The organism is Nostocoides japonicum T1-X7 (assembly GCF_001046855.1).
Classification (GTDB): Bacteria; Actinomycetota; Actinomycetes; order Actinomycetales; family Dermatophilaceae; genus Nostocoides; species Nostocoides japonicum.
The window spans coordinates 2,088,411-2,112,990 of record NZ_HF570958.1; the positions used below are offsets into that span (position 1 = coordinate 2,088,411).

Here is a 24,580-nt window from a genome sequence, read left to right on the forward strand (position 1 = left end):
GTCGCCGACCTTCGCGGCGTCGGACCCGCCGCCCTGGGCGAGGTCGTCCTTGCCGCCTCCGCCGCCGCCGAGGGTCTGCGCGGCGATCCGGACGAGCTCGCCCGCCCTGACCCCCCGCTCGCGGGCCGGGCCGTTCGTCGCGACGACGACGACGGGCCGCTCCTTGGTCACTCCGGCCAGGGCGACGACGCTCGGGGCACCGTCGCCGAGCCGGGTCCGGAGGTCGAGCGCCATGCTGCGCAGGTCGTCCGCGGTCGCGGCTCCCGCGTCGTGGCTGACGAACCGGGCCCCGTTGACGTCGACGGCCGTGTCGGCGAGGCGCCCGGCCGCGGCGACGACCTGGGCCTGATGGAGCCGCTCGAGCTCCTTCTCCGCGTCCCGGACCCGCGCGAGCAGTCCGGCGACGCGGTCCTTCAGCTCGCCCGGCTGGACCTTGACGAGCTCGGTGAGCTCGGCGACGATGGCCCGCTCCTTCGCGAGGTAGCGCATCGCCTCCATGCCGACGAACGCCTCGATGCGGCGCACGCCCGACCCGACACTCGACTCCCCCGTCACGGTGAGGGGGCCCACCTGCGAGGAGTGCTGGACGTGGGTGCCACCGCACAGCTCGCGGGACCACGGTCCGCCGATCTCGACGACGCGGACCTGCTCGTCGTACGTCTCGCCGAAGAGCGCGAGCGCGCCGACGGCCCGGGCCTCGGGGAGGGTCATGTAGGTCGCGGAGACGGGCAGGTCGTCGCGGACGGCGAGGTTGGCGACCTCCTCGATCTCGCTGCGGGTCTGCGCCGACAGCCCGCCGTTCCACGCGAAGTCCAGCCGCAGGTAGCCCGGCTTGTTGTACGAGCCGGACTGCAGCGCCGAGGGGCCGAGGACCTGGCGCAGGGCGGCGTGGACGACATGCGTGCCCGAGTGCGCCTGGCATGCCGCGAGCCGCCACTGCGGGTCGACCTCGGCACTGACCTCCTGGCCGAGCCGCAGCGGTCCGGTGACGACCTCGACGGTGTGCGCGATGAGGCCCTTGACCGGCCGCTGGACGTCGACGACCCTCAGGTGCGACCCGTCGGAGGTGATGGCGCCCTCATCGGCGATCTGGCCGCCGGACTCGGCGTAGAAGGGCGTCCGGTCGAGGACCACCTGCCCGCGTGTGCCGGGCTCGAGTTCCTCGACCCGCTCTCCGTCGCGGACGAGGCCGACGACCTTCGCCTCGCTCGTCAGCTCGAGGTAGGCACGGAAGTCGGTCGGCCCGTCGGCCCGCAGCTCCTTCCAGACCTCGGTGTTCGCATGGCCGTGCCGCTTGGCCTTCGCGTCGGCCTTGGCGCGGGCGCGCTGCTCGTCCATGAGGCGGACGAAGCCCTCCCGGTCGACCTCGACACCCTGCTCGGCCGCCATCTCGAGGGTGAGGTCGATGGGGAAGCCGTAGGTGTCGTGGAGCTGGAAGGCCTTGTCCCCCGCGAGCCGCGACCCGCCGGAGGCTTTCGTCTCCGCGACGGCCGCGTCGAGGATCGTCGTGCCGGAGGCGAGCGTGCGACGGAAGGCGTCCTCCTCGGCATACGCGATCTGGGAGATCCTCGCGAACCCGCTCTCCAGCTCGGGGTAGGACCTGCTCATCCGCTCCATGGAGACCGGGAGCAGCTGGGGCAGGCACGGGTCCTCGTAGCCGAGGAGGCGCATGGCCCGGATCGTGCGCCGCAGCAGCCGCCGCAGGACGTAGCCGCGGCCCTCGTTGCCGGGCGTCACGCCGTCGCCGATGAGCATGAGCGAGGACCGCACGTGGTCGGCGACGACGCGGAGCCGGACGTCGTCGGGGTGGCTCTCGCCCGCGGTATGCCCCGAGTGCTCGCCGTACTTCTTGCCCGTCATCTCCGCCGCGCGCTCGAGGACGGGGTAGACCTCGTCGATCTCGTAGAGGTTGTCGACGCCCTGGAGGATCGAGGCGATGCGCTCCAGGCCCATGCCGGTGTCGATGTTCTTGCGGGGCAGCTCGCCGGCCGTGTCGAAGTCGACCTTCGTCCGGACGGCCGTGAGCAGCTCCTCCATGAAGACGAGGTTCCACACCTCGAGGAACCGGTCCTCGTCGACGGCCGGGCCGCCCTCGGGGCCGTACTCCGGCCCGCGGTCGTAGTAGATCTCCGAGCACGGCCCGCCGGGACCCGGGACGCCCATGTGCCAGTAGTTGTCGGCGAGGCCTCGCCGGACGACCCGCTCACGCGGGATCGCCGTGTTCGCGACCCACAGGTCGGCCGCCTCGTCGTCCTCGGTGAAGACCGTGACCCAGAGCCGCTCCGGCGCCAGCCCGAACCCCCCCGCGTCCTGCGAGGTCGTGAGCAGCTCCCAGGCGAGCCGGATCGCGCCCTCCTTGAAGTAGTCCCCGAAGGAGAAGTTGCCGTTCATCTGGAAGAACGTGCCGTGCCGGCTCGTCTTCCCGACCTCCTCGATGTCCTGCGTGCGGATGCACTTCTGGACCGTCGTCGCACGGTCCCAGGGGGCGGACTCCTGACCGAGGAAGTACGGCTTGAACTGGACCATCCCCGCATTGACGAACAGCAGGTTCGGGTCGTCGTAGACGAGGGGCGCCGAGGGCACGACCGTGTGGCCGTTGCGCTCGAAGAAGGTGAGAAAGCGGCGCCTGATCTCGGCGGTCTCCATAGGGGTTCACGGGTCCTTCGGCTCGGTGCGAGCGCCCGCCGACGCTGCGGCGGGCATCCACACGATGGTACGGGAGGGGCTGGGCGCGTCCGGGTCAGCGGCCCGGGTCGTCGAGGAGCGCCTTCGCCTCGTCGGGGGTGAGTCGCCCGCGGGCCGCCGGGGCGGCGCCGTGACCGTGCCGCGGCTGCCAGCCCGGGTCGTCGGCGTGCGGGTCCGTCGCGTCGAGCCCGAGGGCCTCGCGCAGCTGAGCCTCGCGCTCGCTCGCGCCCGCGCGGACCTGGGCGACGAAGGCGCCGACCCCGTCGGGCGCGACCCACCGCACCGCGCGGTACGTCGCATACGCGGCGACGCCGACGATGGCGACCTTCACGACGAGTCTCACGAGGCCGCCTGTCGCTTGCGGGAGCGGGTCGCCGCCACGGCCGACCGGACCCCGAAGGAGAGCGCCGCGACCTTGACGAGCGGCCCGCCGAGGGTCGCCGCGAACAGGCCGGTGAGGGCGGAGGCGTTCGTCGTCATGACGCCGACCTGCGTCGTGATGCCGTCGACGCGGGCGAGCTGGTCGTTCGTGAGGCTCACCGTGTCGGTCAGCTTGACGAGGGTCGGCTGGACGTTCTCGGTCGTCGTGCGCACCGTCGTGCGGGTCTCGTCGAGGATCTTGCCGGCCTTCGCGATGAGGCCGGCGAGCCGGATGACGAGGTAGGAGAAGGCGAGGGCCGCGACGAGCCCTGCGATGCCACCCAGCGTCCACTCCATGTCGGGAACCCTATCGCGGAGCGCCGACCGGGTTCAGCGGCCGAGGCGCCCCTTGAGCCACTCCCAGCGGGGCCGCAGGCGCTCCTCGAACCCGCGGTCGGTCGGCCGGTAGTAGTCGGTGCGGCCCTGGAGGTCGTCGGGCAGGTACTGCTGGCTCGCGACGGCGTCCGGCTCGTCGTGCGCGTAGACGTAGCCCTCGCCGTGGCCGAGCCGCGCGGCTCCCGCATACCCGGACCCGCGCAGGTGGACCGGCACCGGCCCGCCCTTGCCCGCCCGGACGTCGGCGATCGCCGCGCCGATGCCGAGGTATGCGGCGTTGGACTTCGGCGCGAGGGCGTTGTGGACGATGGCCTGGGCGAGGATGATCCGCGCCTCCGGCATGCCGATCTGGGCGACGGCGTGGAGCGCCGCCACGGCGGTCTGGAGCGCCGTCGGGTCGGCCATCCCGACGTCCTCGCTCGCCGCGATGACGATGCGGCGGGCGATGAACCGGGGGTCCTCCCCCGCCTCGAGCATCCGTGCGAGGTAGTGCAGGGCCGCGTCGACGTCGGACCCGCGCATCGACTTGATGAGCGCGGAGGCGACGTCGTAGTGCTGGTCCCCGGCGCGGTCGTACCGCACCGCCGCGTGCGCGACGGCCTGCTCGACGTGGGCGAGAGTGACCTCCAGGCTCTCCGGCCGCTCCTCGCCGAGGGTGACGGCGTCCTCGGCGACGCCCGCCGCCGCCTCGAGCGTCGTCAGCGCGCGGCGCGCGTCCCCGCCGGCGATGCGGACGACGTATGCCGTCGCCGCCTCCTCCATGGCATACCGCCCGTCGAGACCGCGCTCGTCGGCGACGGCCGCGGCGACGACGTCGGCCAGCTCCTCGTCGGAGAGCGGCTCGAGGGTGATGAGCATGGAGCGGGACAGCAGCGGCGAGATGACGGAGAAGGAGGGGTTCTCCGTCGTCGCGGCGACGAGGATGACGACGCGGTTCTCGACTCCGGGCAGGAGGGCGTCCTGCTGGGCCTTGGTGAAGCGGTGGATCTCGTCGAGGAAGAGGACCGTCTGTCGCCCGTGCAGGTCCCGGGTGCGGGCGGCGCGGTCCATGACGGCTCGAACGTCCTTGACCCCGGCGGTGACGGCCGACAGCTCGACGAACTCGCGGTCGGCTGCCGTCGCGACGAGGTGGGCGAGCGTCGTCTTGCCGGTGCCCGGGGGCCCCCAGAGGATCGCCGACACCGGCCCGGCCGACCCCGAGGCCCCTTCGACGAGGCGGCGCAGCGGGCTCCCCGGCCGGAGCACGGCACCCTGACCGCGCACCTCCTCGAGCGATCGGGGCCGCATCCGGACGGCGAGCGGCGGCACGACGGCCGGGTTGCGCGCGCCTTCTCCCGCCGCCGCGAAGAGGTCCTGCTCGTCGGTCCCTGCCACGCTGGAGAGGCTAGCTGCCGGGTCCGACGGTCCCGCCACGCGCTCAGGTCGAGCCCGGGCTTCGACCCGGACGTGCCGTCGATCGAGTTCCTGTGGAGCTACCTTCCCGATCTCGCCCTCGTGACCGTCGTCGCCACGCTCCTCGCCCTCGGCCTGTCGGCGCTCCTCACGGCACGCCTGGCCAGGCGCCGCCGACCGCCCGCACCGGTGGTGCCCGAGCAGGCGTGAGGGTCGCGACGCACACCCACCCGAGACGGTCGCTCTAGCCTGGGTCCGTGACCGAGGCGCCCCCTGCCACTCGACTGGCCCGGCTCGGGGCGGCCGGGGGACGTCACCCGCTCCGGTTCGTCCTCGCCTGGCTCGTCCTCGTCGTCGCGTCCTTCGCGCTCGCCTTCGGCGCGATCACCGGCGAGTCCCTCTTCGACCGGCTCCACTCGGGCGCGCCCCAGGTGCCCGGCGAGGCGCAGACCGCGCAGGACATCCTCGCCGCGCACGACCCCTCCGGCGCGAGCCTCATGCTCGAGGTGACGGGAGCGCCGTTCGACGACGCGCCGGCGATGGCCCGGGCCCGGGCCGCGACCGCCCGGCTCGCGTCCGTGCCCGGTGTGACGGCGGTCCGGTCGCCGCTCCTGCTGCCCGGCGGTGTCGAGGACCCCGCGGCCGCGGCCCTCCTCGCCGGCGGCACGACCTCGTCCGCCGGGTTCCTCACCGTCGTCGACTTCGACCCCGACCTGTCCCCCGACGCCCTGAGCCGGGCGGAGGGGCCGGTCCGGTCCGGCCTCGACGCCGTCGTCGCCGCCCTCCCGGGGGCCTCGGGCGCAGTGGGCAGCGTCGACCTCCTCGTCCACGCCATCACCTCGCAGGTCGAGAAGGACCTGCGGGCCGGCGAGGGGATCGCGCTGCCGCTGTCCTTCGTCGTCATGTTCTTCGTCTTCGGCGGGTTCGTCGCGGCCGGTATGCCGGTCGTCGCCGCGATCGCGTCCGTCGCCGGCGCCCTCGCGGCGCTCTTCGGGTTCTCCCACGCCATGGACCTCGACGCGACGGTCGTCAACGTCGTCACCCTCCTCGGCCTGGGCCTGGCCATCGACTACGGCCTGCTCACGGTGAGCCGGTTCCGCGAGGAGCTGGGCCGCGTCGCCGCGGCCGACGTGGACCACCGCCGCCACGTGCCGACGCGGGAGGAGGTCGTCGTCGCGACGTCGCGGACCGTCGCGACGGCGGGCCGGACCGTCCTCTTCTCGGGGCTCACGGTCGCCATCGCGATCAGCGGGCTGCTCATCTTCGAGGCCGACACCATGCGGGCCATCGGCGCGGCGGGCGTCTCCGTCGTCCTCGTGGCCGTGCTCGGCGACCTCACCCTCCTGCCGGCCCTGTGCGCGCTCGGGGCGAGGCGGCTCGCCCGCTCGCCCCAGGCACGCGCGCGGGCAGGGGACGGATCGGATACCGGCCGGTTCGCCCGCCTCGCACGACGGGTCCAGCGGCGCCCCGCCTGGGTCATCGCCGGCACGGTCGTCGTCCTCGTCGCCCTCTCGCTCCCCGTCTTCTCGATGCGGCTCACCTCCTCGGGCGCCGAGATGCTCCCGACCTCCGCGCCGCAGCGGGTCTTCTTCGACACCCTCGACGCGGACTATCCCCAGCTCGCTGCGCCCGCCGTCACGGTCGTCACCGAGACCTCGCCGGCGGACGCGTCGGCGTGGGCCCGTCGCACGGTCGCGCCACTCCCCGGCGTGACCCGCGTCGTCCCCCGGGAGCTCGGCGGCGGGTACGTCGCCGTCGCCGTCCATGTCGACGCGCCCGCCCTCGCCGACGAGGTGGGCGACGTCGTCCGGGCCATCCGCGCCGACCGTCCCGACGCGCCCACCTGGGTCACCGGCCAACGGGCCGCCCAGGACGACTACCTCGCCTCGATGATCGACCGCGCCCCGTACGCCGTGCTCCTCGTCGTCGCCGCGACCCTCGTCCTCCTCTTCCTCATGACGGGTTCGGTCGTCATCCCCGTCAAGGCGCTCCTGCTCAACGTCATGTCGCTCGGCGCCGCGCTCGGGGTCCTCGTCTGGGTCTTCCAGGACGGGCACCTCCACCGGCTCGTCGACTTCGACTCCGTCGGCGCGGTCGAGTCGATGATCCCCTTCCTCGTCCTCGCGTTCGGCTTCGGCCTCTCGATGGACTACGAAGTGTTCCTCCTCGCCCGGATCTCCGAGCTCTACCGCTCGGGCGTCCCGAACGACGAGAGCGTCGTCCTCGGGCTGCAGCGCTCAGGGCGGATCATCACGTCGGCGGCGCTGCTCATCTGCATCGTCTTCGCCGGCTTCGCGGCCGGACAGCTGCTCGTCATCAAGGAGATCGGCGTCGCGCTCGTCACCGCCGTCGTCATCGACGCCACGCTCGTGAGGATGCTACTCGTGCCCGCGACGATGACGATCCTCGGCGAGTGGAACTGGTGGGCTCCGGCACCCCTGCGCCGCTGGCATACCCGCTTCGGACTCACCGACTGACGACCCGCACCCGCCCACCCACGACCGTCGCGACGACCTCGACGGACGGGAGGTCGTCGGGCGGTGTCGCGAGCAGGTCGGCGGCGAAGAGCGACAGGTCGGCCGGCGCGCCCACCCGGATGCGGCCGAGCTCACGGTCGTCGAAGGAGTCGGCGCGGTCCGAGGTGTAGCCCTCGAGGGCCTGACGCGCGGTGAGCGCCTCGGCGGGGACGATGGGCGGCTGGTCGGGCCGGCCCGCCTCGCGACGCAGCTGGGCGTCCGCCATGATGCGCAGCGGCTCGAACGGCGCGACGGGCCAGTCCGATCCGGTCGCCACGGGCACTCCGAGGTCGCGGAGGCTGCGCAGCCGCCAGGCCCGGTCGACCCGGTCGTCGCCGAGCCGTTGCGACCAGTTGTCGCTCCCGTCGGCCGAGCAGTAGAGCGTGCAGTGGGTCGGCTGCATGCTCGCTGCGATGCCGTGGGCCCCGAAGAGGGCCAGGGTGTCGTCCGGCGCCGTCTCGATGTGCTCGACCCGGTGCGTCACGCCGGCCGGGTTGGGAGCCGTGGCGATCGACTCGGCGACGTGCCGCACCCCGGCGTCGCCGATCGCGTGGGTCGTCGTCCGGATGCCAAGGCCGGACAGCCGATGGAGGACGTGCGTGTACTCGGCGGGGTCGAGCCACAACGGGCGGGTGGACTCGCCGTTGACGTCGGGCCGCTCCAGCCAGGCCGAGCCGTTGTCGATCGTCCCGTCGATCATCAGCTTGACGCCGTCGACGTGCCATCGTCGACCGCGCCGGCCCTGGAGGGCGATGACCTCCTCGACCCGGCCCTCGGCGTCGCCGGCCTGGATCCACGGCGACAGGAGCAGCCGGATCGGCAGGTCCTCGCGGGCCTCTGCCGCCTCGAGGACCTCGATCATGCCCGGCGTGTAGTCGAGCACCTGGCCGGCCGTGAGACCGCTGTCCGCCATCGCTCCGAGGAGCGCGAGGAGTCCGTCGACGCGTGCCTCGAGGGGCGGAGGCGGGACCGCGTCGAGGGCGAGGGCCATCGCCTCCCACTCGATGAGGAACCCGGTCGGCCGGCCGTCGGGCCCGACGTCGACACGCGCGGTCGACCCGAAGACCTCCCGCCCGGTGATCCCGCACCGCTCCAGCGCGACGGTGTTGACGACGGCGGAGTGCGCGTCGAAGAGACGGACGAGCGCGGGCCGGTCCGGGACGACGGGGTCGATGTCCCCCGCGGCGGGGTTCCGCCCGGCGACGACGCGGGGGTCGAGACGGTAGCCGAGGACCCACCCCTCCGGGGTCCTCGCCGACTCCTCCGCGAGCGCGGCGCGCAGCTCCTCGAGGCTCGTCACGGCGCTCAGGTCGGCACCGCGCGCCAGCTCCAGACCGTGGATCGGATGGATGTGGGCGTCGACGAGGCCCGGCGTGACACAGCCCGGGCCGAGGTCGACGACCTCGGCGTCGGCGCCGACGCGGCGGGTCAGCTCCTCGCGGCTGCCGAGGGCGGCGATCCGTCCGCCCTCGACGAGGACGGCGGTCGGGCCGACGGAGCCGTCGGTCATCGTGTGGACCGTGTCGGCGCAGACGAGCAGCGTCCCCGTGTCGTCGGGGGCGCTCACGCGATCTCCTGGAGGTCCATCTGCGGAGGCTTGCGGCGGAAGCCGCCCGTGATCCGGGCCAGCTGCCCAGCTCCGACGACCGTCCAGAGGAGGCCGAGCAGGATCGCGTTGTGCGGCAGGGAGGTCCACAGCCACACGGTGAGGACGAAGCCGATCGCCGGGAGGAGGAAGTAGCGCATCATGTCGCGCGGGCTGCGGCGATGGTCGTTGATGACGTAGGCCTTGAACACCGAGAGGTTGACCATCGTGAAGCCCGTGAGTGCCCCGAAGGAGATGATCGAGATCGCGAAGCTCAGCGGGAGCAGGAGCCCCACGAGGGACACCGCGGAGACGACGAGGATCGCCCGGACCGGCGTCTTCGTCCGGCTGTTGAGGACGCCGAAGACGGAGTGGGGCAGCACCTGGTCGCGGCCCATGGTGAACAGGATGCGCGACACCGACGCCTGGGACGCCAGGGCCGAGCCGAGCCCGCCGGCCACGTAGGCCGCGACGAAGGCGTTGGAGAAGGTGCTGCCACCGGCTGCCCGGATGACCTCGGCCGACGCCGTGTCGACGTGCTCGAAGGAGTGCCAGTCCGGGATGACGAGATAGGACAGCAGCGCGAGGACGATGAAGATGAGACCGCCGATGAGGGTGACGAGGACGATGCCGCGCGGGATGTCCCGGCGGGGGTTGCGGGCCTCCTCCGACAGGGTGGACACGGCGTCGAACCCGAGGAAGGACAGGCAGAGGATCGCGGCACCGGTCAGCAGGGTGCCGAGGTGCGCACCGCCGCCGAACACGGCGTTCCACGGGTTGGGCACCGATCCCTGGCCCGACGCGGTCCGCACGACGAGGACGGCGAAGACGATGCAGAAGACGACCTGGACGACGACGAAGACCGTGTTCATCCGGCTCACCGACGTGATGCCCCTGATGTTGAGCCCGGTGACGAGGGCGAGGGCGAGGAGGAAGAAGACCCAGGAGGGGATCGACGGGAACGCGGTGTTGAGGTACAGCCCGATGAGCATGTAGTTGATCATCGGCAGGAGGATGTAGTCGAGGAGCAGCGCCCAGCCGGTGAGGAAGCCGAGCGCGCCGCCGAAGGTCCGCTGCGAGTAGGTGTACGCGCTGCCGGCGACGGGGTACCGACGCGACATGACGCCGTAGCTCAGGGCCGTGAACATCATCCCGAGGAGGGTGAGGACGTAGGACCCGACGAGATGGTTGTCGGTCAGCTCGGACACCGGGCCGAGCGTCGAGAAGACGGTGAGCGGCACCATGTATGCGACCCCGAAGAGCACGATGGCCGGCAGGCCGAGGACCCGCTTGAGGTGCGTCTCCTCGGTGACGGCTCCGGTCTGCCCAGGGTTCGCGACGGTCGGTCCGTCGGCGGCAGAGGTGGACTCGGTCATGGGCTGCTCCGGTTCGGGTCGGGTGCGGATACGGGATAGCGGACGAGGAGGCCGTCGATGAGGGCGTCGAGGCCGAGGTCCAGGGCCTCCGCGGACGCCGCGAGGTTGGCGGCATAGGCCTCGGCGTAGGCCGGCACGGCACGCGGGTCGTCGGGTGTCATGTAGCCGGGCGGGGACCGCCGGTCGAGCACGCTGCCGATGCAGAGGGACTCCAGCGCGAGGAGGGTCGGCATGATCTTGTCGACGGGCCACCCGGCGTCGCCGAGGAGCGTGCAGAACGCGTCGTAGGTCCGCATCACGGCGGGCTGGTGGCCCATCGGCAGGACGGCGATGGCGGCCGTCGCCTCGGGATGGAGGGGCAGGAACGCCTCGACGTAGGAGTGCGCGAAGGACCGCAGGGCGGCCGGCCACGGCCGGACCGCGAGGGTCGACCGGTCCATGGACGCCCCGACGATGTCGCGGACGGCGTTGAGGACGTCGTCCTTGTTCGCGACGTGGTTGTAGAGCGATGCGGTGCGCACATCGAGATCCGCCGCGAGGTCGCTCATCCGCAGATGGCGCGGCGGGACGACGGTGAGGCGGCGGTGGGCGGCCCGGGCGATGTCGGCGCGCGTGAGGACGGGCTCGGCGGGCCGCCCGGCCCGGCGTCCAGATCCCATCCGAGGCTCCGATCCACCGAGCCGTCACGGAGTTGAGCGACCCGGGTGGCCGGCATTCAATAACTAATGATGTTCGTTAAGCAAGGAGGTGTCCGCGGATCGGTCATCGCCCCGCCGGGTGCGGTAGACACGGCACATGCGCCTGTCCATCTGGCCCGGGGTCGACCAGCCGTGGCCCGACCTGCTCGCCCTCGCCCGGTTCGCCGACCGCTCGGGGTGGGACACCCTCTACCTCGAGGACCACTTCGTCCCCCACCCGCCCGACGACGAGGAGGCCCCGCTCCTGGAGGTGACGGCGGGTCTGTCCGCCCTCGCGGCGGCGACCTCACGGATCCGCCTCGGCACCCTCGTCCTCTCGATCACCTACCGGCACCCGGCCGTCATCGCGAACTGGGCCGCCACACTCGACCAGGTGAGCGCCGGCCGCCTCGTCCTCGGCCTCGGCGCGGGCTGGCAGGAGCTCGAGCATGAGCAGTACGGCCTCCGCCTCGGCCCGGCCGGCGAGCGGGTGGACCGGTTCGTCGAGGCGGTGCAGATCGTCCGCGGTCTCCTCACGCAGCGCCGAACCTCGCTCGACGGGCGCCATTTCACGGTCCGCGACGCCGTGTGCGAGCCGAAGCCGGTCCAGTCGCCCCTGCCGATCCTCGTCGGGGCCAAGGGCGACCGCATGCTCGGCGTCGTCGCGAGGTATGCCGACCGATGGAACCTGTGGGCCGCCCCCGACCGGTTCGCCGAGCGCAGCACCGCACTGGACGCCCGCTGCGAGCAGGCCGGCCGCGACCCCGCCTCGATCGCGCGCTCCACCCAGGCCCTGCTCTGCCTCACCGACGATCCCGCCCGCGCGACCGCCTTCCTCGCCGAGGGCGGCCCCCGGCCCCGGCTCGCCGGCTCCGCCGAGTCCCTCGCCGCGCAGATCGCCGCGTATGCCGGTCTCGGGGCCGACGAGTTCATCGTCGTCGACGAGGGACTCGGCCGCGGCGCCGAGCGGGAGGACACCCTCTCGGCGCTCCGTGAGGCCTTCCTCGTCACGCAGCAGGCCCGATGACCGTTACGCTTGTCCTCGGTGTCCCGTCGGTGGCGCGGACCCCCCAGCGGCTCGGTCCGGGTCCCGGCCGCTGACGGTCCACCCGGGGCGGTATGCCGCGACACCGCTCATCGAGGTCCCTCCGCTTCGCAGTCAGGAGAAGAAGCCGCTTGGCCCAGCGATCCTCGCGTCGTTCCGGCGCGCCCGGCACCGCCTCGCGCGACCGTCGTCGATCCCGCCCCCGGGACGAGGGCGGGCTGCTGCCGGTCCTCGCCGAGGAGGTCCGGCGCGTCGAGGCCGCCGCGAACCGCGGTCGCGTCGGAGCACGCGGTCGCACGGCATACCAGGTCGTCGCCCTCCTCGTCCGCGAGGAGCGCGCCCGGGCCAAGGCGGACCCCGCGCTGTCGACGGCCGCGCGCGCCGCGATCATGACCCGGCTCGACGGCATCGCGACGATCCTCGCCAAGACCGCCGCCCGGGACACCTCGCTGCTCACCCTGCTGGCCGACGACGCGGAGGTCTCCCCCGCGGCGCGGAGCCTCAGGAACGACATGCTGAGCGCCGCCGGGCGCTCTCCCGAGCCCGAGGAGGAGCCCGAGCCGCCTGCCGACCCCGCTCCCCAGGCCCGGCGGGTCGTGCCGCAGACGGTCATCGCCCGCCAGCTCGCGAATCCCTTTCTCGCGCCTGACTTCTCCGCGGTGCCGCCGCCCCGTCCCAGAACCAACCGGCTCGGCGACTGGGAGCTGCTGACCCCGCTGTTCCGCGCGTTCGAGTCCGGGGGTGACGCGACGTGTATGCCGTTGCCCGAGCCGGACGAGGTGCTCCCGGGCGTGCCGGGTCTCGACCCCGGCACACCGCTCATGCACCACCAGGCCCAGGTCGTCGCGGCCGCGGCCGAGGGACACCGCACCTTCCTCCTCGCCGACGAGCCGGGTCTCGGCAAGACGGCCCAGGCCCTGCTCTGCGCGGAGGCCGCGGACGCCTTCCCCCTCCTCGTCGCCGTCCCGAACGTCGTCAAGGCCAACTGGGCCCACGAGGCCGGGCTGTGGACCCCGCGCCGGACCCCGACGGTGATCCACGGTGACGGCGAGACGGTCGACGGCTTCGCCGACATCGTCATCATCAACTACGAGATCCTCGACCGGCACGTGGGCTGGCTCGGCACCCACGGATTCCGCGGCATGGTCGTCGACGAGGCGCACTTCATCAAGAACAAGTCGTCCCAGCGCTCGCGGAACGTCCTCGAGCTGTCCGAGCGCATCCGGGCCCGCCACCCCAACCCGCTCCTCATGGCGCTCACGGGCACCCCGCTCATCAACGACGTCGAGGACTTCCGCGCCATCTGGCAGCTGCTCGGCTGGATCGACGACCGGAAGCCGCGCAACGCCCTCATGGCGACCCTCGAGGAGACCGGGCTCACACCCGCCGAGCCCGGCTTCGCCGCCGCAGCGCGCAGGAGCGTCATCGACCTCGGCATCGTCCGGCGACGCAAGGTCGACGTCGCCTCCGACATCCCCGCCCGTCGCATCGCCGACCTGCCCGTCGAGCTCGACGACGAGGCAGGACGCTCGATCCGGGCGGCGGAGCAGGCCCTGGCCCACCGCCTCGTGGCGCGCTACCGGGCGGCGATCGCGGCCCGGAAGGACCCGACAGCGGTCGAGGGCATCGACCACGACCTGGTCCGCCGGGTCGCCACGTCGGAGCGCGAGGGTGCCGGCTCGGACAAGGCCGGCGACAACGTGTTCACGGTGATGCGCCGGATCGGGCAGGCCAAAGCCGGTCTCGCCGCCGACTACTGCGCCCAGCTGGCCCGCAGCGCGGGAAAGGTCGTCTTCTTCGCCAAGCACATCGACGTCATGGACGCCGCCGAGCAGACCTTCGCCGCACGCGGCATCGGGTATGCGTCGATCCGCGGCGACCAGACGCCGAAGGCGCGCGCCGCGAGCCTCGAGGCGTTCCTCACCGACCCGCACATCGAGGTCATGGTGTGCTCCCTCACCGCGGCGGGGGTCGGGCTGAACCTCCAGGTCGCCTCGAACGTCGTCCTCGCCGAGCTCTCGTGGACCTCGGCGGAGCAGACCCAGGCCATCGACCGGGTCCACCGCATCGGCCAGACCGAGCCGGTCACCGCGTGGCGGATGATCGCCGCCCGGACCATCGACGCGCGGGTCGCCCAGCTCATCGACGACAAGGCCGGGCTCGCGGCGCGGGCGCTCGACGGCTCGGACGAGGAGGTCGTCCCCTCCGCCGACGTGCAGCTCGAGGCCCTCGTCACCCTGCTCACCGAGGCGCTGGAGGCGGATCCGACGCCCGAGGTGGGGTGACGGCGCCGCTCGTCACGCCGGGCCGAGAACGACCCCGATCGACGCCAGGTCGTCGCGCAGGCCGTCGACTCCCGACGCGGGGACGTGCCGGACGGCCCGGATGCCGAGCGCGGCGGCCGCCGCGGCGACGTTCTCGGCGTTGTCGTCGACGAAGCCCACCGTCCGTGGGGCGATCGAGCCGACGCCGAGATGCGCGGCCACCCCCGCGAGAGCACGCTCGAAGAAGAGCGGGGCCGGCTTCGCGGCGCCGACCTCGCTGGAGTAGAACACGCCGTCGAACCACGCGTCGTACCCGTGGACGCGCCGCATGTACTCGGCCCGGTGGTCCTGCTGGTTCGTCGCGAGGTAGCACCGCACCCCGAGGGCCCGCGTCTGCTCGACGAGCGCCACCGCCTCCTCGTCCACCTCGAAGGACTCCCACACGCCGAGCAGGTCCTCGACGCTGGCGTCCGCGGACGGGAAGTCGCGCAGCACGCGGGCCAGGCAGTCGCGCATCGTCTCCGCACCCGTCATCGCCGGGACCTCCGCGGCGAAGACCGCCTCGGCGAACCCCGGCCCACCGAGCCCGTCGAGCAGCTCGGTCCACCCCGGCAGACCCCGGGTCAGGTGCTGGAGGACGCCGTCGGCGTCCCAGAGCATCGCGACGACGGCCTCACCCATCGGCGACCGGCCGGGCGTCGACACCCGCCTCCTTGCGCTGCTGCTCGGTGATCGGCGCCGGAGCGTCGGTCAGCGGGTCGTACCCACCGCCGGACTTCGGGAAGGCGATGACGTCGCGGATGGAGGCCGCGCCGGCGAGCAACATGACGATGCGGTCCCACCCGAAGGCGATGCCACCGTGCGGGGGCGCGCCGAACCTGAAGGCGTCGAGCAGGAACCCGAACTTCTCCTGCGCCTCCTCCTCCGACAGGCCCATGATCGCGAAGACCCGCTCCTGCACGTCCCGGCGGTGGATACGGATGGAGCCGCCGCCGATCTCGTTGCCGTTGCAGACGAGGTCGTAGGCGTAGGCCAGCGCCGACCCCGGGTCGGTGTCGAAGGTGTCGAGGTACTCCGCCTTCGGCGAGGTGAACGCGTGGTGGACGGCGGTCCAGGCGCCCGACCCCACGGCGACGTCGCCCGCCGCCTCGGCCTCGCTCGTCGGCTCGAAGAGCGGCGCGTCGTTGACCCAGAGCAGCGACCACGCGGACTCGTCGATGAGGCCGCACCGGCGGCCGATCTCGAGGCGGGCGGCGCCGAGCAGCGCCCGCGTCGACTTCGCGGGGCCGGCGCCGAAGAAGACGCAGTCGCCCGGCGCGGCGCCGACGTGTGCCGCGAGGCCGGCGAGCTCGGCCTCGGAGAGGTTCTTGGCGACCGGTCCGGTCAGCGTGCCGTCCTCCTGGACGAGGACGTAGGCGAGGCCGCGGGCACCCCGCTGCTTGGCCCACTCCTGCCAGGCGTCCAGCTGCTTGCGGGGCTGTGAGGCGCCACCGGGCATGACGACCGCGCCGACGTAGGGTGCCTGGAACACCCGGAACGGCGTGTCCGCGAAGTATGCGGTGCAGTCGGTGAGCTCCTGCCCGAACCGCAGGTCCGGCTTGTCGGAGCCGTAGCGGGCCATCGCCTCGGCATACGTCATCCGGGGGAACGGCGTGACGAGCTCGACGCCGATGGTGCGCCACAGCGCGACGGCGATCGCCTCGCCGAGCTCGAGGATGTCGTCCTCGGTGACGAAGGACATCTCGATGTCGAGCTGGGTGAACTCCGGCTGCCGGTCGGCGCGGAAGTCCTCGTCGCGGTAGCACCGGGCGATCTGGTAGTACCGCTCCATCCCGGCGACCATGAGCAGCTGCTTGAACAGCTGGGGGCTCTGCGGGAGGGCGTACCACGACCCCGGGGCGAGCCGGGCCGGGACGAGGAAGTCGCGGGCACCCTCCGGTGTGGACCGGGTGAGGGTCGGCGTCTCGATCTCGACGAAGTCGCGCTCGGCGAGCACCGCGCGCGCGGCGGCGTTGACCTTCGAGCGCAGCCGGATCGCGTGGCCGGCGTTGTGGTCGCCGGGGCGGCGCAGGTCGAGGTAGCGGTGCTTGAGCCGGGCCTCCTCCCCGACGGTGACCCGCTCGTCGATCTGGAACGGCAGCGGGGCGCTCGGGTTGAGCACCTCGAGCGTCTCCGCGACGACCTCGACCTCGCCGGTCGGCAGGTCGGGGTTCGCGTTGCCCTCGGGTCGCCGGTCGACCCGGCCGGTCACGAGGATGCAGTACTCGTTGCGGAGGTCGTGCGCACCGCCCTCCGCGAGCACCTCGTCGCGGGCGACGACCTGGACGATGCCGCTCGCGTCCCGCAGGTCGAGGAAGGCCACCCCGCCGTGATCGCGCCGCCGGGCCACCCAGCCGGTGAGGGTGACGGTCTGGCCTGCGTGGCCGGCACGGAGCGTGCCGGCCTCATGGGTGCGGAGCACGGGTGGTCTTCCTTCGGGGTTCGCGAGGATGGGGTGGGTATGCCGACGCGACGGCACGGCATACCCGCCCATCCTACGGACTCCCGGCGCCCGCCCCTCCGACGACCGCGACCGGCGCGGCCTGCACGGCGGACGCACAGCCGGCGGATAGCATCGGCCCAGTGATCGGGCAGGGAGGACAGCAGGTCGAGGGGCGAGGTGTGGGCCGGCGCGCGGTCCTCGGAGGCCTCGGCGCCGGAGCGCTCGCGCTCGCCGGATGCAGTCTCGGGAGCAGCTCGACGGTCCCGGAGGCCGAGAGTCCCCGGGACGCCGTCAGGGTCCGCACCGACGGCGTGGCGACCACCCTGCCGGCCGACGACACGACGGGTGTCGCCGCGGTCCACGCGCTCCTCACGAGAGCGACGACCGTCGTCGTCACCGGCCCCACCGCATCCGATCTCGGCCGTGGCCTGGCGGCGGCGCGGGACCTCGGCATCCCCCTCCTGTCCACCGGCCCCGACCTCGGCGCCGAGCTCTCGCGGCTCGGCACGCGGACCGTCGTCGGCTACGGCGCGACGGGCCTTCCCACCGGCCTCACCGTCGTGCGCCCCGAAGGGACGGACACCCCCGACGTCGACGGGCTCCCCCGACGGCCCGGCCACCGGGGTGCGGTCGCCCTCGTCCGCCGCGGGACGAGCCTGCCGCCGCAGGTCGCCGCGACCGTCGCCGCCGCGGGCGGCAGGGTCGTCACGGTCGACGGCGACGACGTGCGGGCGTCCGCCGATGCCATCGCGGCGGTCCGGGCGGCTCCACGGGCTCCCGTCGTCGCGCTCGGCTTCGACGTCGACGACCACCACCTCACGACGCGGGTCGGGATGATGCGCACCGCGGCCCAGCTGCCCGGCGGCGGTCTCCTCGTCTTCCCGGCCCACCACGTGATCGCCCTCTACGGCCACCCCGGGACCGCCTCCCTCGGCCTGCTCGGTGAGCAGTCCGCGGCGGCGTCCGTGACCCGGGTCAAGAAGCTCGCCGACCAGTACGCCGCCCTCCTCGACCGCCCCGTCCTGCCGGCCTTCGAGATCATCGCGACGGTGGCCTCCGGGAGCCGCCTCGACGGCAGCTACTCCTCCAAGACGCCCGTCGCGACGATCGCGCCGTGGATCGACGCCGCCGAGCAGGCCGGCATCTACACCGTCCTCGACCTCCAGCCCGGGCGGGACACCTTCCTGAGCCAGGCCAAGCGCTACGAGGAGCTCCTCGCCCGCCCCTGGGTCGGCCTCGCGCTCGACCCGGAGTGGCGCCTCGGCCCGACCCAGCGGCCGCTGCAGCAGATCGGGTCGGTCGACGTCGACGAGATCAACGAGACCTCGCAGTGGCTCGCCGACCTCGTCGACCATCATCGCCTGCCGCCCAAGATCCTCACGCTCCACCAGTTCCGCACCGCGATGATCCACGACCGGGCCGACCTGGTCACCGACCACGACGAGCTGCAGATCGTCGTCCACGTCGACGGACAGGGGTCCCAGCCGGACAAGCAGGGCACGTGGAAGGCGATCCGCCAGGACCTGCCGAAGGACGTCTTCCTCGGGTGGAAGAACTTCGTCGACGAGGACCACCCGATGCTCACCCCGGAGCAGACCGTCCGCGTCTCGCCACTGCCCGACCTCGTGACCTACCAGTGAGATGACGACGTGCCGTCGACCTCGGTGAGCACGGCATCCTCCGCTGCCTGGACCCGGCACCGCCCGGCGGCGGCGGCCACGGGACACCTCCCCCGTCCCCGCCTCACGACCCTGCTCGACGACACCGTGGCGCGCCATCGCGTCTGCGTCGTCGCCGCGCCCGGTGGCTACGGCAAGACGTCCGCGGTCGGGGACTGGGCCAGGACCCACGCAGGTCGGGTCGCCTGGCTGTCCCTGAGCCCCTTCGACAGCGAGCCGCGCCGACTGGCCACCGGCATCGTGGCGGCCCTGCAGTCGGTCGCTCGCACGGTCGACGGCGAGGACGCGGTCGACCTCCTCGCCCTGGACCCCGACGGGAGGGCTCCGGCGGAGACGTTCCATGCGATGGGCCAGGCCCTCGACCTGCTCGAGGAGCCGCTCGTCCTCGTCGTCGACGACGCGCACCGGGCCGCCGGGTCGTTGGCCGAGGGACTCCTCGGCGCGCTCGTCGACTCCGGCCCCGAGCAGCTGCGCCTCGTCCTCGTCGGACGTCCCTCCCTCGAGGTGGCGCTGTCCCGGCAGCTCCTCGCGCACCCGGATGCCCGGATCGGCGCGCCCTCCCTGGCCTTCGACAGCAGGGAGGTCATCGCGCTCCAGGCGGTGACCCGCGGTGCCCTGCCGCCGCGAACGGTTCTCGACGAGACCGGGGGCTGGCCGATCGCCGTCCGGCTCGTCCTCATGGGTGGCCACCGCCCCACGGGCGAGCACGGCGACGACCTCCTGCACCACTACGTCCGCGACCACATCCTCGACGCGCTGCCCGGTGACCTGCGCCGGTTCGTCCTGCTCACCGCCTCGTGCGGAGACGTGAGCGCGGACCTCGCCGCCGCGGTCTCGGGCCGCCCGGACGCGGGGGCGCTCCTCGACGAGTGCATCCGGCTCGGCCTGTTCGTCGAGCGCTTCGACACCGGACGCCGCACGGCATACCGATGGCACCCGGTCTTCGCGCGTCAATGCCGCGCCATCCTCCGCGCGCAGGACCCGGTCCGGCTCGACGAGGTGCACCGGCTCGCCGCCCTCCACCTCCAGGACGACGACCCCCTCGGGGCCATCGCCCACTGGATCGACGCCGGAGCCTTCGAGCACGCCGTCTCCACCGCACTCGCCCGGTGGCTCGGCATCGTCGTCGGACCCGACGCCTCCGCGCTCGACCGGCTCTGCGCGAGCCTGCCTCCGCCGTATGCCGACGACCCGCGCATCCTGCTCATCCGGGCCTGCGCCCAGGACGTCATCGGGGAGCACCAGGTCGCGACGATGCTCTTCGCGCAGGCCGAGGCCCGCGCGGCGGCGGGCGACACGCCCCCCACGGGCTATGACCTCCTCCTGGCGTTGAGCCACCTCTTCCTGCTCGACGACCGAGCTGACATCGCCGAGGCGAGCGCCACCGTCCTGGGGCAGGCGTCCCGGCTTCCGTCGAGCTTCGGGCGGGACCGCGCCGCGACGTTCTACCTCCTCGGGTGGGCGCAGATGCGCCTGCGACGCGATCCGCGCCTGCTCATCGAGCTCCTCGGCGTCGCCCTCCGGGAGGCCGAGGCGGCGGGCGACGTCGACCTCGTCGTCCGCACGAGGAACCACCTCGCGCTCTCGTCGGCGTGGGCGGGACGGCTGGCCGAGGCGCGCCGGCAGCTGCTCGTCCTCGCCGACGAGGCGCCCGACGGGAGCACCCCGTGGACCTACTACGCGGGCGGCTCCGCCGCGCTCGCCGCGGGATTCGTCGCCTACTGGTCCGACGACCTCGCCGAGGCCGAGCTCCAGTTCTTCCGCACCATCCGCGGCGGGAGCGGACCGGAGTCCCTCGGGGGCATCGCCCGGTTCCTGCTGTGCCTCACCGCGGCAGCGTCGGGAGAGGCGTCCGCCATGCGCCGCGCCGCCGTCGAGCTCGAGGCCATCCCCCGGTCGGAGAGCTACGGCTGGTCCTGGCCGGCCTTCCGCCAGACCGCGGTCGCTGCGCTGGAGGAGGCCCGCGGCCATCGGGACCGCGCCGTGGCCATCGCCCGGCGGGCGGCCCCGGCGTCGACGACCCTGCCGTTCGTCTGCGTCGTCCTGGCCGGCATCCTGCAGCGAGCGGGTGACCTCCCGGCGGCGTCCCGGACGCTCCGCGAGGGCCTGCGGCACCAGGCCGACATCTCCTACCTGCGCGTCGCGGCCCTCTCGACGGCCGCGCTCGCTCATCGCGACGACGGAGACGCCCGACGCTGCCACGAGCTGTGCGAGGAGGCGCTCGACCTCGCGGTCGCCGAGGGCGTCCGGCGTTCCTTCCGCACGCAGGACCCGGCGCTGCGCCGGTTGCTCACCGAGCACGTCGCGTGGGGCACGCGTCACGAGGAGTTCGTCGCCGGATGCTTCGTTCCCCGCGGGCCTCGCAGCGTGCTGGACACCCTGTCCGAGCGGGAGCGTGCGGTCCTCGAGCAGCTCCGGACGACGCGCACGGCCCTCGAGATCGCCGGCGTGCTCGGCGTGTCGATCAACACCGTCAAGTCGCACCAGCGGGCGATCTACCGCAAGCTCGGGGTGGCGTCCCGCCGCGAGGCGATCCGGCTCCTGTCGTGACGTCCTCCTCCGGCCGACGCGGTCAGCGGCGGCCGGGGCGGCTCTCCCACGGCGCGTCCGCGGGACGCAGCGTCGACCAGCCGCGCTCGCGGCTCGCGTGGGCGGCGAGGACGCCGATGACGAGGGTGGGGTTCTGCAGGTCGCCGGCGAGGATGGCCTCGACGACCTCCTCGAGCGGGACCCACCGGGTCGGCATGTCGACCTCCTCGTCGACCCGCTCGTGGCGGTCCGCCTCCGGGACCTCGCGGATGCCCCGTGCGAGGTAGGTCCGCAGCGCCTCGTCGGTGAAGCCCGGCGAGGAGCGGTGGTCGGCGAGCGTATGCCACTCGTCGGCGGCCAGGTCGGTCTCCTCGGCGAGCTCGCGGCGCGCGGCCTCGACGGGGGGCTCCCCCGGGACGTCGAGGATGCCGGCCGGGAGCTCCCACTCGCTGACGCCGACAGGGTGGCGGTACTGCCGGATGAGCAGCACCCGGTCCTCCTCGTCGAGCGCGACGACGGCGACGGCGCCCGCGTGGGCGACGAACTCCCGCGTGACGGAGCCGGAGGGGAGGGTGAGCGTCTCGCGGACGACGTCGAAGATCCGTCCGCGCCACACCGTCTCGGTGTCGGTGACGGGTGCGGCGGTCGGGACGTCGCGCAGCGGCAGCTCGATCATCCGACCTCGACCGGGCGGGGTCGCTCGACCTCGATGAGCCGGTTGGCCCGTTGCCGCTCGAGGGCGGCCCCGATGAGCCCGGCGAAGAGCGGATGCGCCCGGTTGGGGCGCGACTTGAACTCCGGGTGGGCCTGGGTGGCGACGTAGTAGGGGTGGACGTCCTCGGCGAGCTCGACGTACTCGACGAGCGTGCCGTTCGGGGAGGTCCCGGAGAAGCGCAACCCGGCGTCGGAGAGCCGGTCGCGGTAGCCGTTGTTCACCTCGTAGCGGTGCCGGTGCCGCTCGTCCGCGGCGGCCGCGCCGTAGGCCTTGGCGACGACGGAGCCCTCGACGAGCTTCGCGGCATACGCGCCGAGCCGCATGGTGCCCCCGAGGTCGCCCCCGCCCTCGACGTATGCCTTCTGCTCGGCCATCGTCGCGATGACCGGGGCGGGAGTGTCGGGGTCGAACTCGGTCGACGACGCTCCGTCGATGCCGGCGACGTGCCGGGCGAACTCGATGACCATGCACTGCAGGCCGAGGCAGATGCCGAGCGTCGGCACCTGGTGGACGCGGGACCACTGGAGGGCACCCAGCTTGCCCTCGATGCCCCGGACGCCGAACCCGCCCGGCACGAGGACGGCGTCGACGCCGCCGAGCGCCCGCTGCGCTCCCTGCTCGGTCTCGCACGTGTCGCTCGCGACCCAGCGGATCCGCACCCTCGCGTCGTGGTGGAACCCTCCGGCGCGCAGCGCCTCGGTGACCGAGAGGTAGGCGTCGGGCAGGTCGATGTACTTGCCGACGAGGGCCACCTCGACCTCGTGCTCCGGCTCGTGGACCCGCTGGAGCAGGGAGTCCCACTCGTGCCAGTCGACGTCGCGGAAGTTGAGGCCGAGGCGCCGGATGACGTAGGCGTCGAGCCCCTCGCCGTGGAGGACCTTGGGGATGTCGTAGATGCTCGGCGCGTCGACGGCCGCGGCGCACGCGTCGGTCTCGACGTCGCACATGAGCGAGATCTTGCGCTTGATGGACTCCGGGATCTCCCGGTCGGCCCGCAGGACGAGCCCGTCGGGCTGGATGCCGACCTGCCGAAGGGCGGCGACCGAGTGCTGGGTCGGCTTGGTCTTCAGCTCGCCGCTCGGGGCGATGTAGGGCACGAGGGACACGTGGAGGAAGAACACGTTGTCGCGACCGACGTCCTGGCGCACCTGGCGGGCGGCCTCGAGGAAGGGCAGCGACTCGATGTCGCCGACCGTGCCGCCGATCTCGGTGATGATGATGTCCGGAGCCTGCGCCGGGTCGACGCCCGGCGCGCCGAGGGCCTCGGCCCGCATCCGGGCCTTGATCTCGTTCGTGATGTGCGGGATGACCTGGACGGTGTCCCCGAGGTAGGCGCCGCGGCGCTCGGCGGCGATGACGTCGCTGTAGACCTGTCCCGTCGTGACGTTCGCCCGGCCGGAGAGGTTGACGTCGAGGAACCGCTCGTAGTGGCCGATGTCGAGGTCGGTCTCGGCGCCGTCCTCGGTCACGAAGACCTCGCCGTGCTGGAAGGGGTTCATCGTGCCGGGATCGACGTTGATGTAGGGGTCGAGCTTCTGCATCGTGACCCGTAGGCCGCGCGCCCGGAGGAGGTGGCCGAGGCTGGAGGCGGTCAGTCCCTTGCCGAGCGAGGAGGCGACACCGCCGGTGACGAAGATGTGTTTCGTTCGGTCCACCATGGACTTCAAGCCTACGTCATGTCGCGGCGCGCACCGGTCACGGGCGGCCGCGACGCGCTCAGTGCCGCCGGGCGTCCCGGTAGACGGACAGGGCGGCGTCGACGGCGTCCTCCCCCGAGGGGAGGTCGGCCGCCGCGTCGCGGGACCGCGCCTCGAGGGCCGCCCTGGCCGCGGGATCGGTCACGACGGCCCGGATGCCGGCCGCGAGCGCTCGCACGTCGCCGACCGGGACGAGACGGCCGGCTCCGTGGAGCGTGTCGCGCGTGCCGCCCGCGTCGGTCGCGACGATCGCGGCACCGGCCTGGAGCGCCTCCTGCAGGCCGATCGGCTGGCCCTCCCAGCGGGAGCTGGACACGACGACGTCGGCCGCTGCCAGAAGGTCCGGCACGTCGTCGCGCCGTCCGAGGAGCCGCACCGGAAGGGCGTCGCGGGCGACCCGCTCCCGCAGGGCCTGCTCGAGGGGGCCGTCACCGGCGACGACGACGAGGACGGGCAGGTCCCGGAGGAGAGCGGCCGCGCCGAGGAGGGTGCCGAGTCCCTTCTGCGGGGCGAGCCGGGCGACGCAGACGACGAGGGCGGTGGACTCGGCCACCCCGAGCTCCGACCGGATCTCGCCCACCGGACGCGCCGGCGTTCGCGGGAGCGGGGCCGGGACGACCGCCACCCCGGTGCGCCGGGCCCCGAGGCCGGCGGCCCGCTCGACGAGGTCCCGGGACACGCCGAGGACGACGCGGGCGCGGCGGGCGACGAGCCGCTCGAGGACGGCATACACCGCCTTCGTCGCCCGGGTCGTCGGTGCGGCGTTGTGGAGCGTGACGACGACGGGCACTCCCGACCGGGTCGCGGCGAGGCACGCGAGCGCGGCGGCCCGCAGCCCGTGTGCATGGACGACGTCGGCGGGGCGCAGCGCGCGGCGCAGCGCCTGCACGGACCGGGCGTCGGCGAGCGGGTGGGGCCGGTCGCTGATCGCCACCGACAGCGTCCGCACGCCGGGGATCTCCGTGGGCAGGCTCGCCGCCGGCCCCGCGACGACGACCTCGTGGCCGCGGACGGCGAGACCGTGGGCGAGCCCGTCGACGTGGCGGCCCACTCCCCCGGCGCTCGTCCCGAGGACGAGGAGGACCCTCATCCTCTCGTCCGTCGGGCGAGTCGCGCGAGGACGATCCCGGCCGCCGAGCGGTCGACGGCCCCGAGGACCGCCCCCGCCACGACCATCGCCAC

General features: G+C 73.4%; 18 protein-coding genes. 6 read left to right on the forward strand and 12 right to left on the reverse strand.

The window, feature by feature from the left end; genetic code table 11:
* From alaS to BN12_RS09390, 4 genes are all read right to left on the reverse strand, one after another.
* The coding region (gene alaS / locus BN12_RS09375; RefSeq protein ID WP_048556208.1) for an alanine--tRNA ligase at positions 1 to 2,646 on the reverse strand (2,646 nt) is incomplete at its 3' end.
* A gap of 94 nt (positions 2,647 to 2,740) precedes the next feature.
* Positions 2,741 to 3,028, reverse strand: a complete 288-nt coding sequence (locus BN12_RS09380; RefSeq protein ID WP_048551937.1) for a hypothetical protein — start codon at positions 3,026 to 3,028, stop codon at positions 2,741 to 2,743.
* Positions 3,025 to 3,402: a DUF948 domain-containing protein gene (locus BN12_RS09385; protein ID WP_048551939.1), complete on the reverse strand. Its 378-nt coding sequence runs from the start codon at positions 3,400 to 3,402 to the stop codon at positions 3,025 to 3,027. Before BN12_RS09385 ends, BN12_RS09380 begins: the two co-directional genes overlap by 4 nt.
* Before the next feature lie 33 nt (positions 3,403 to 3,435).
* Positions 3,436 to 4,815: a replication-associated recombination protein A gene (locus BN12_RS09390; RefSeq protein ID WP_048551941.1), complete on the reverse strand. Its 1,380-nt coding sequence runs from the start codon at positions 4,813 to 4,815 to the stop codon at positions 3,436 to 3,438.
* A gap of 72 nt (positions 4,816 to 4,887) precedes the next feature.
* Here BN12_RS09390 and BN12_RS24420 point away from each other — a divergent pair, with 72 nt between their 5' ends.
* Together BN12_RS24420 and BN12_RS09395 are read left to right on the forward strand one after the other, a co-directional pair.
* Positions 4,888 to 5,043 (forward strand): hypothetical protein, encoded by a 156-nt coding sequence (locus tag BN12_RS24420; RefSeq protein WP_157635425.1) that lies wholly within the window; start codon positions 4,888 to 4,890, stop codon positions 5,041 to 5,043.
* A 47-nt stretch (positions 5,044 to 5,090) separates the two neighbouring features.
* Complete coding sequence (locus tag BN12_RS09395) at positions 5,091 to 7,310, forward strand: MMPL family transporter (protein WP_048551942.1); 2,220 nt, start codon at positions 5,091 to 5,093, stop codon at positions 7,308 to 7,310.
* Here the strand turns inward: BN12_RS09395 and BN12_RS09400 are convergent.
* The 3 genes from BN12_RS09400 to BN12_RS09410 are packed head-to-tail and all read right to left on the reverse strand — an operon-like array spanning position 7,300 to position 10,969.
* Positions 7,300 to 8,916, reverse strand: coding sequence for an amidohydrolase (locus BN12_RS09400; RefSeq protein ID WP_048551943.1), 1,617 nt, complete (start codon positions 8,914 to 8,916; stop codon positions 7,300 to 7,302). The two genes, BN12_RS09395 and BN12_RS09400, sit on opposite strands and share 11 nt — an antisense overlap.
* The gene (locus tag BN12_RS09405; protein ID WP_083454532.1) at positions 8,913 to 10,310 is read right to left on the reverse strand and encodes an APC family permease; all 1,398 of its coding nucleotides are present in this window, start codon (positions 10,308 to 10,310) and stop codon (positions 8,913 to 8,915) included. The genes BN12_RS09400 and BN12_RS09405 overlap by 4 nt, the downstream gene beginning before the upstream one ends.
* Positions 10,307 to 10,969: a TetR/AcrR family transcriptional regulator gene (locus BN12_RS09410; RefSeq protein WP_048551945.1), complete on the reverse strand. Its 663-nt coding sequence runs from the start codon at positions 10,967 to 10,969 to the stop codon at positions 10,307 to 10,309. The genes BN12_RS09405 and BN12_RS09410 overlap by 4 nt, the downstream gene beginning before the upstream one ends.
* Before the next feature lie 136 nt (positions 10,970 to 11,105).
* Between BN12_RS09410 and BN12_RS09415 the strand changes: the two genes are divergently transcribed.
* Together BN12_RS09415 and BN12_RS09420 are read left to right on the forward strand one after the other, a co-directional pair.
* A complete protein-coding gene (locus BN12_RS09415; protein WP_048551947.1) occupies positions 11,106 to 12,014 on the forward strand; it encodes a TIGR03560 family F420-dependent LLM class oxidoreductase in 909 nt (302 codons plus the stop codon).
* Positions 12,015 to 12,163: 149 nt separating this feature from the next.
* The gene (locus BN12_RS09420; RefSeq protein ID WP_048551949.1) at positions 12,164 to 14,317 is read left to right on the forward strand and encodes a DEAD/DEAH box helicase; all 2,154 of its coding nucleotides are present in this window, start codon (positions 12,164 to 12,166) and stop codon (positions 14,315 to 14,317) included.
* Positions 14,318 to 14,329: 12 nt separating this feature from the next.
* Here the strand turns inward: BN12_RS09420 and BN12_RS09425 are convergent, their stop codons facing one another.
* Together BN12_RS09425 and aspS are read right to left on the reverse strand one after the other, a co-directional pair.
* Complete coding sequence (locus BN12_RS09425; protein WP_235432356.1) at positions 14,330 to 15,001, reverse strand: HAD family hydrolase; 672 nt, start codon at positions 14,999 to 15,001, stop codon at positions 14,330 to 14,332.
* The gene (aspS, locus tag BN12_RS09430; RefSeq protein WP_048551952.1) at positions 14,970 to 16,757 is read right to left on the reverse strand and encodes an aspartate--tRNA ligase; all 1,788 of its coding nucleotides are present in this window, start codon (positions 16,755 to 16,757) and stop codon (positions 14,970 to 14,972) included. The genes BN12_RS09425 and aspS overlap by 32 nt, the downstream gene beginning before the upstream one ends.
* A 161-nt stretch (positions 16,758 to 16,918) precedes the next feature.
* On the opposite strand from aspS, the gene BN12_RS09435 reads away from it, so the two are divergent.
* The gene (locus tag BN12_RS09435) at positions 16,919 to 18,418 is read left to right on the forward strand and encodes a hypothetical protein (RefSeq protein ID WP_157635426.1); all 1,500 of its coding nucleotides are present in this window, start codon (positions 16,919 to 16,921) and stop codon (positions 18,416 to 18,418) included.
* Between the two features lie 9 nt (positions 18,419 to 18,427).
* A complete protein-coding gene (locus BN12_RS09440) occupies positions 18,428 to 21,007 on the forward strand; it encodes a LuxR C-terminal-related transcriptional regulator (RefSeq protein ID WP_048551956.1) in 2,580 nt (859 codons plus the stop codon).
* Positions 21,008 to 21,029: 22 nt separating this feature from the next.
* Here the strand turns inward: BN12_RS09440 and BN12_RS09445 are convergent, their stop codons facing one another.
* The 3 genes from BN12_RS09445 to BN12_RS09455 are packed head-to-tail and all read right to left on the reverse strand — an operon-like array spanning position 21,030 to position 24,488.
* Complete coding sequence (locus BN12_RS09445) at positions 21,030 to 21,662, reverse strand: NUDIX domain-containing protein (RefSeq protein WP_048551958.1); 633 nt, start codon at positions 21,660 to 21,662, stop codon at positions 21,030 to 21,032.
* Complete coding sequence (locus BN12_RS09450; protein ID WP_048551959.1) at positions 21,659 to 23,359, reverse strand: CTP synthase; 1,701 nt, start codon at positions 23,357 to 23,359, stop codon at positions 21,659 to 21,661. The genes BN12_RS09445 and BN12_RS09450 overlap by 4 nt, the downstream gene beginning before the upstream one ends.
* Before the next feature lie 58 nt (positions 23,360 to 23,417).
* Positions 23,418 to 24,488, reverse strand: coding sequence for a glycosyltransferase family 4 protein (locus BN12_RS09455; RefSeq protein WP_048551961.1), 1,071 nt, complete (start codon positions 24,486 to 24,488; stop codon positions 23,418 to 23,420).
* Between the last annotated feature and the right edge of the window lie 92 nt (positions 24,489 to 24,580).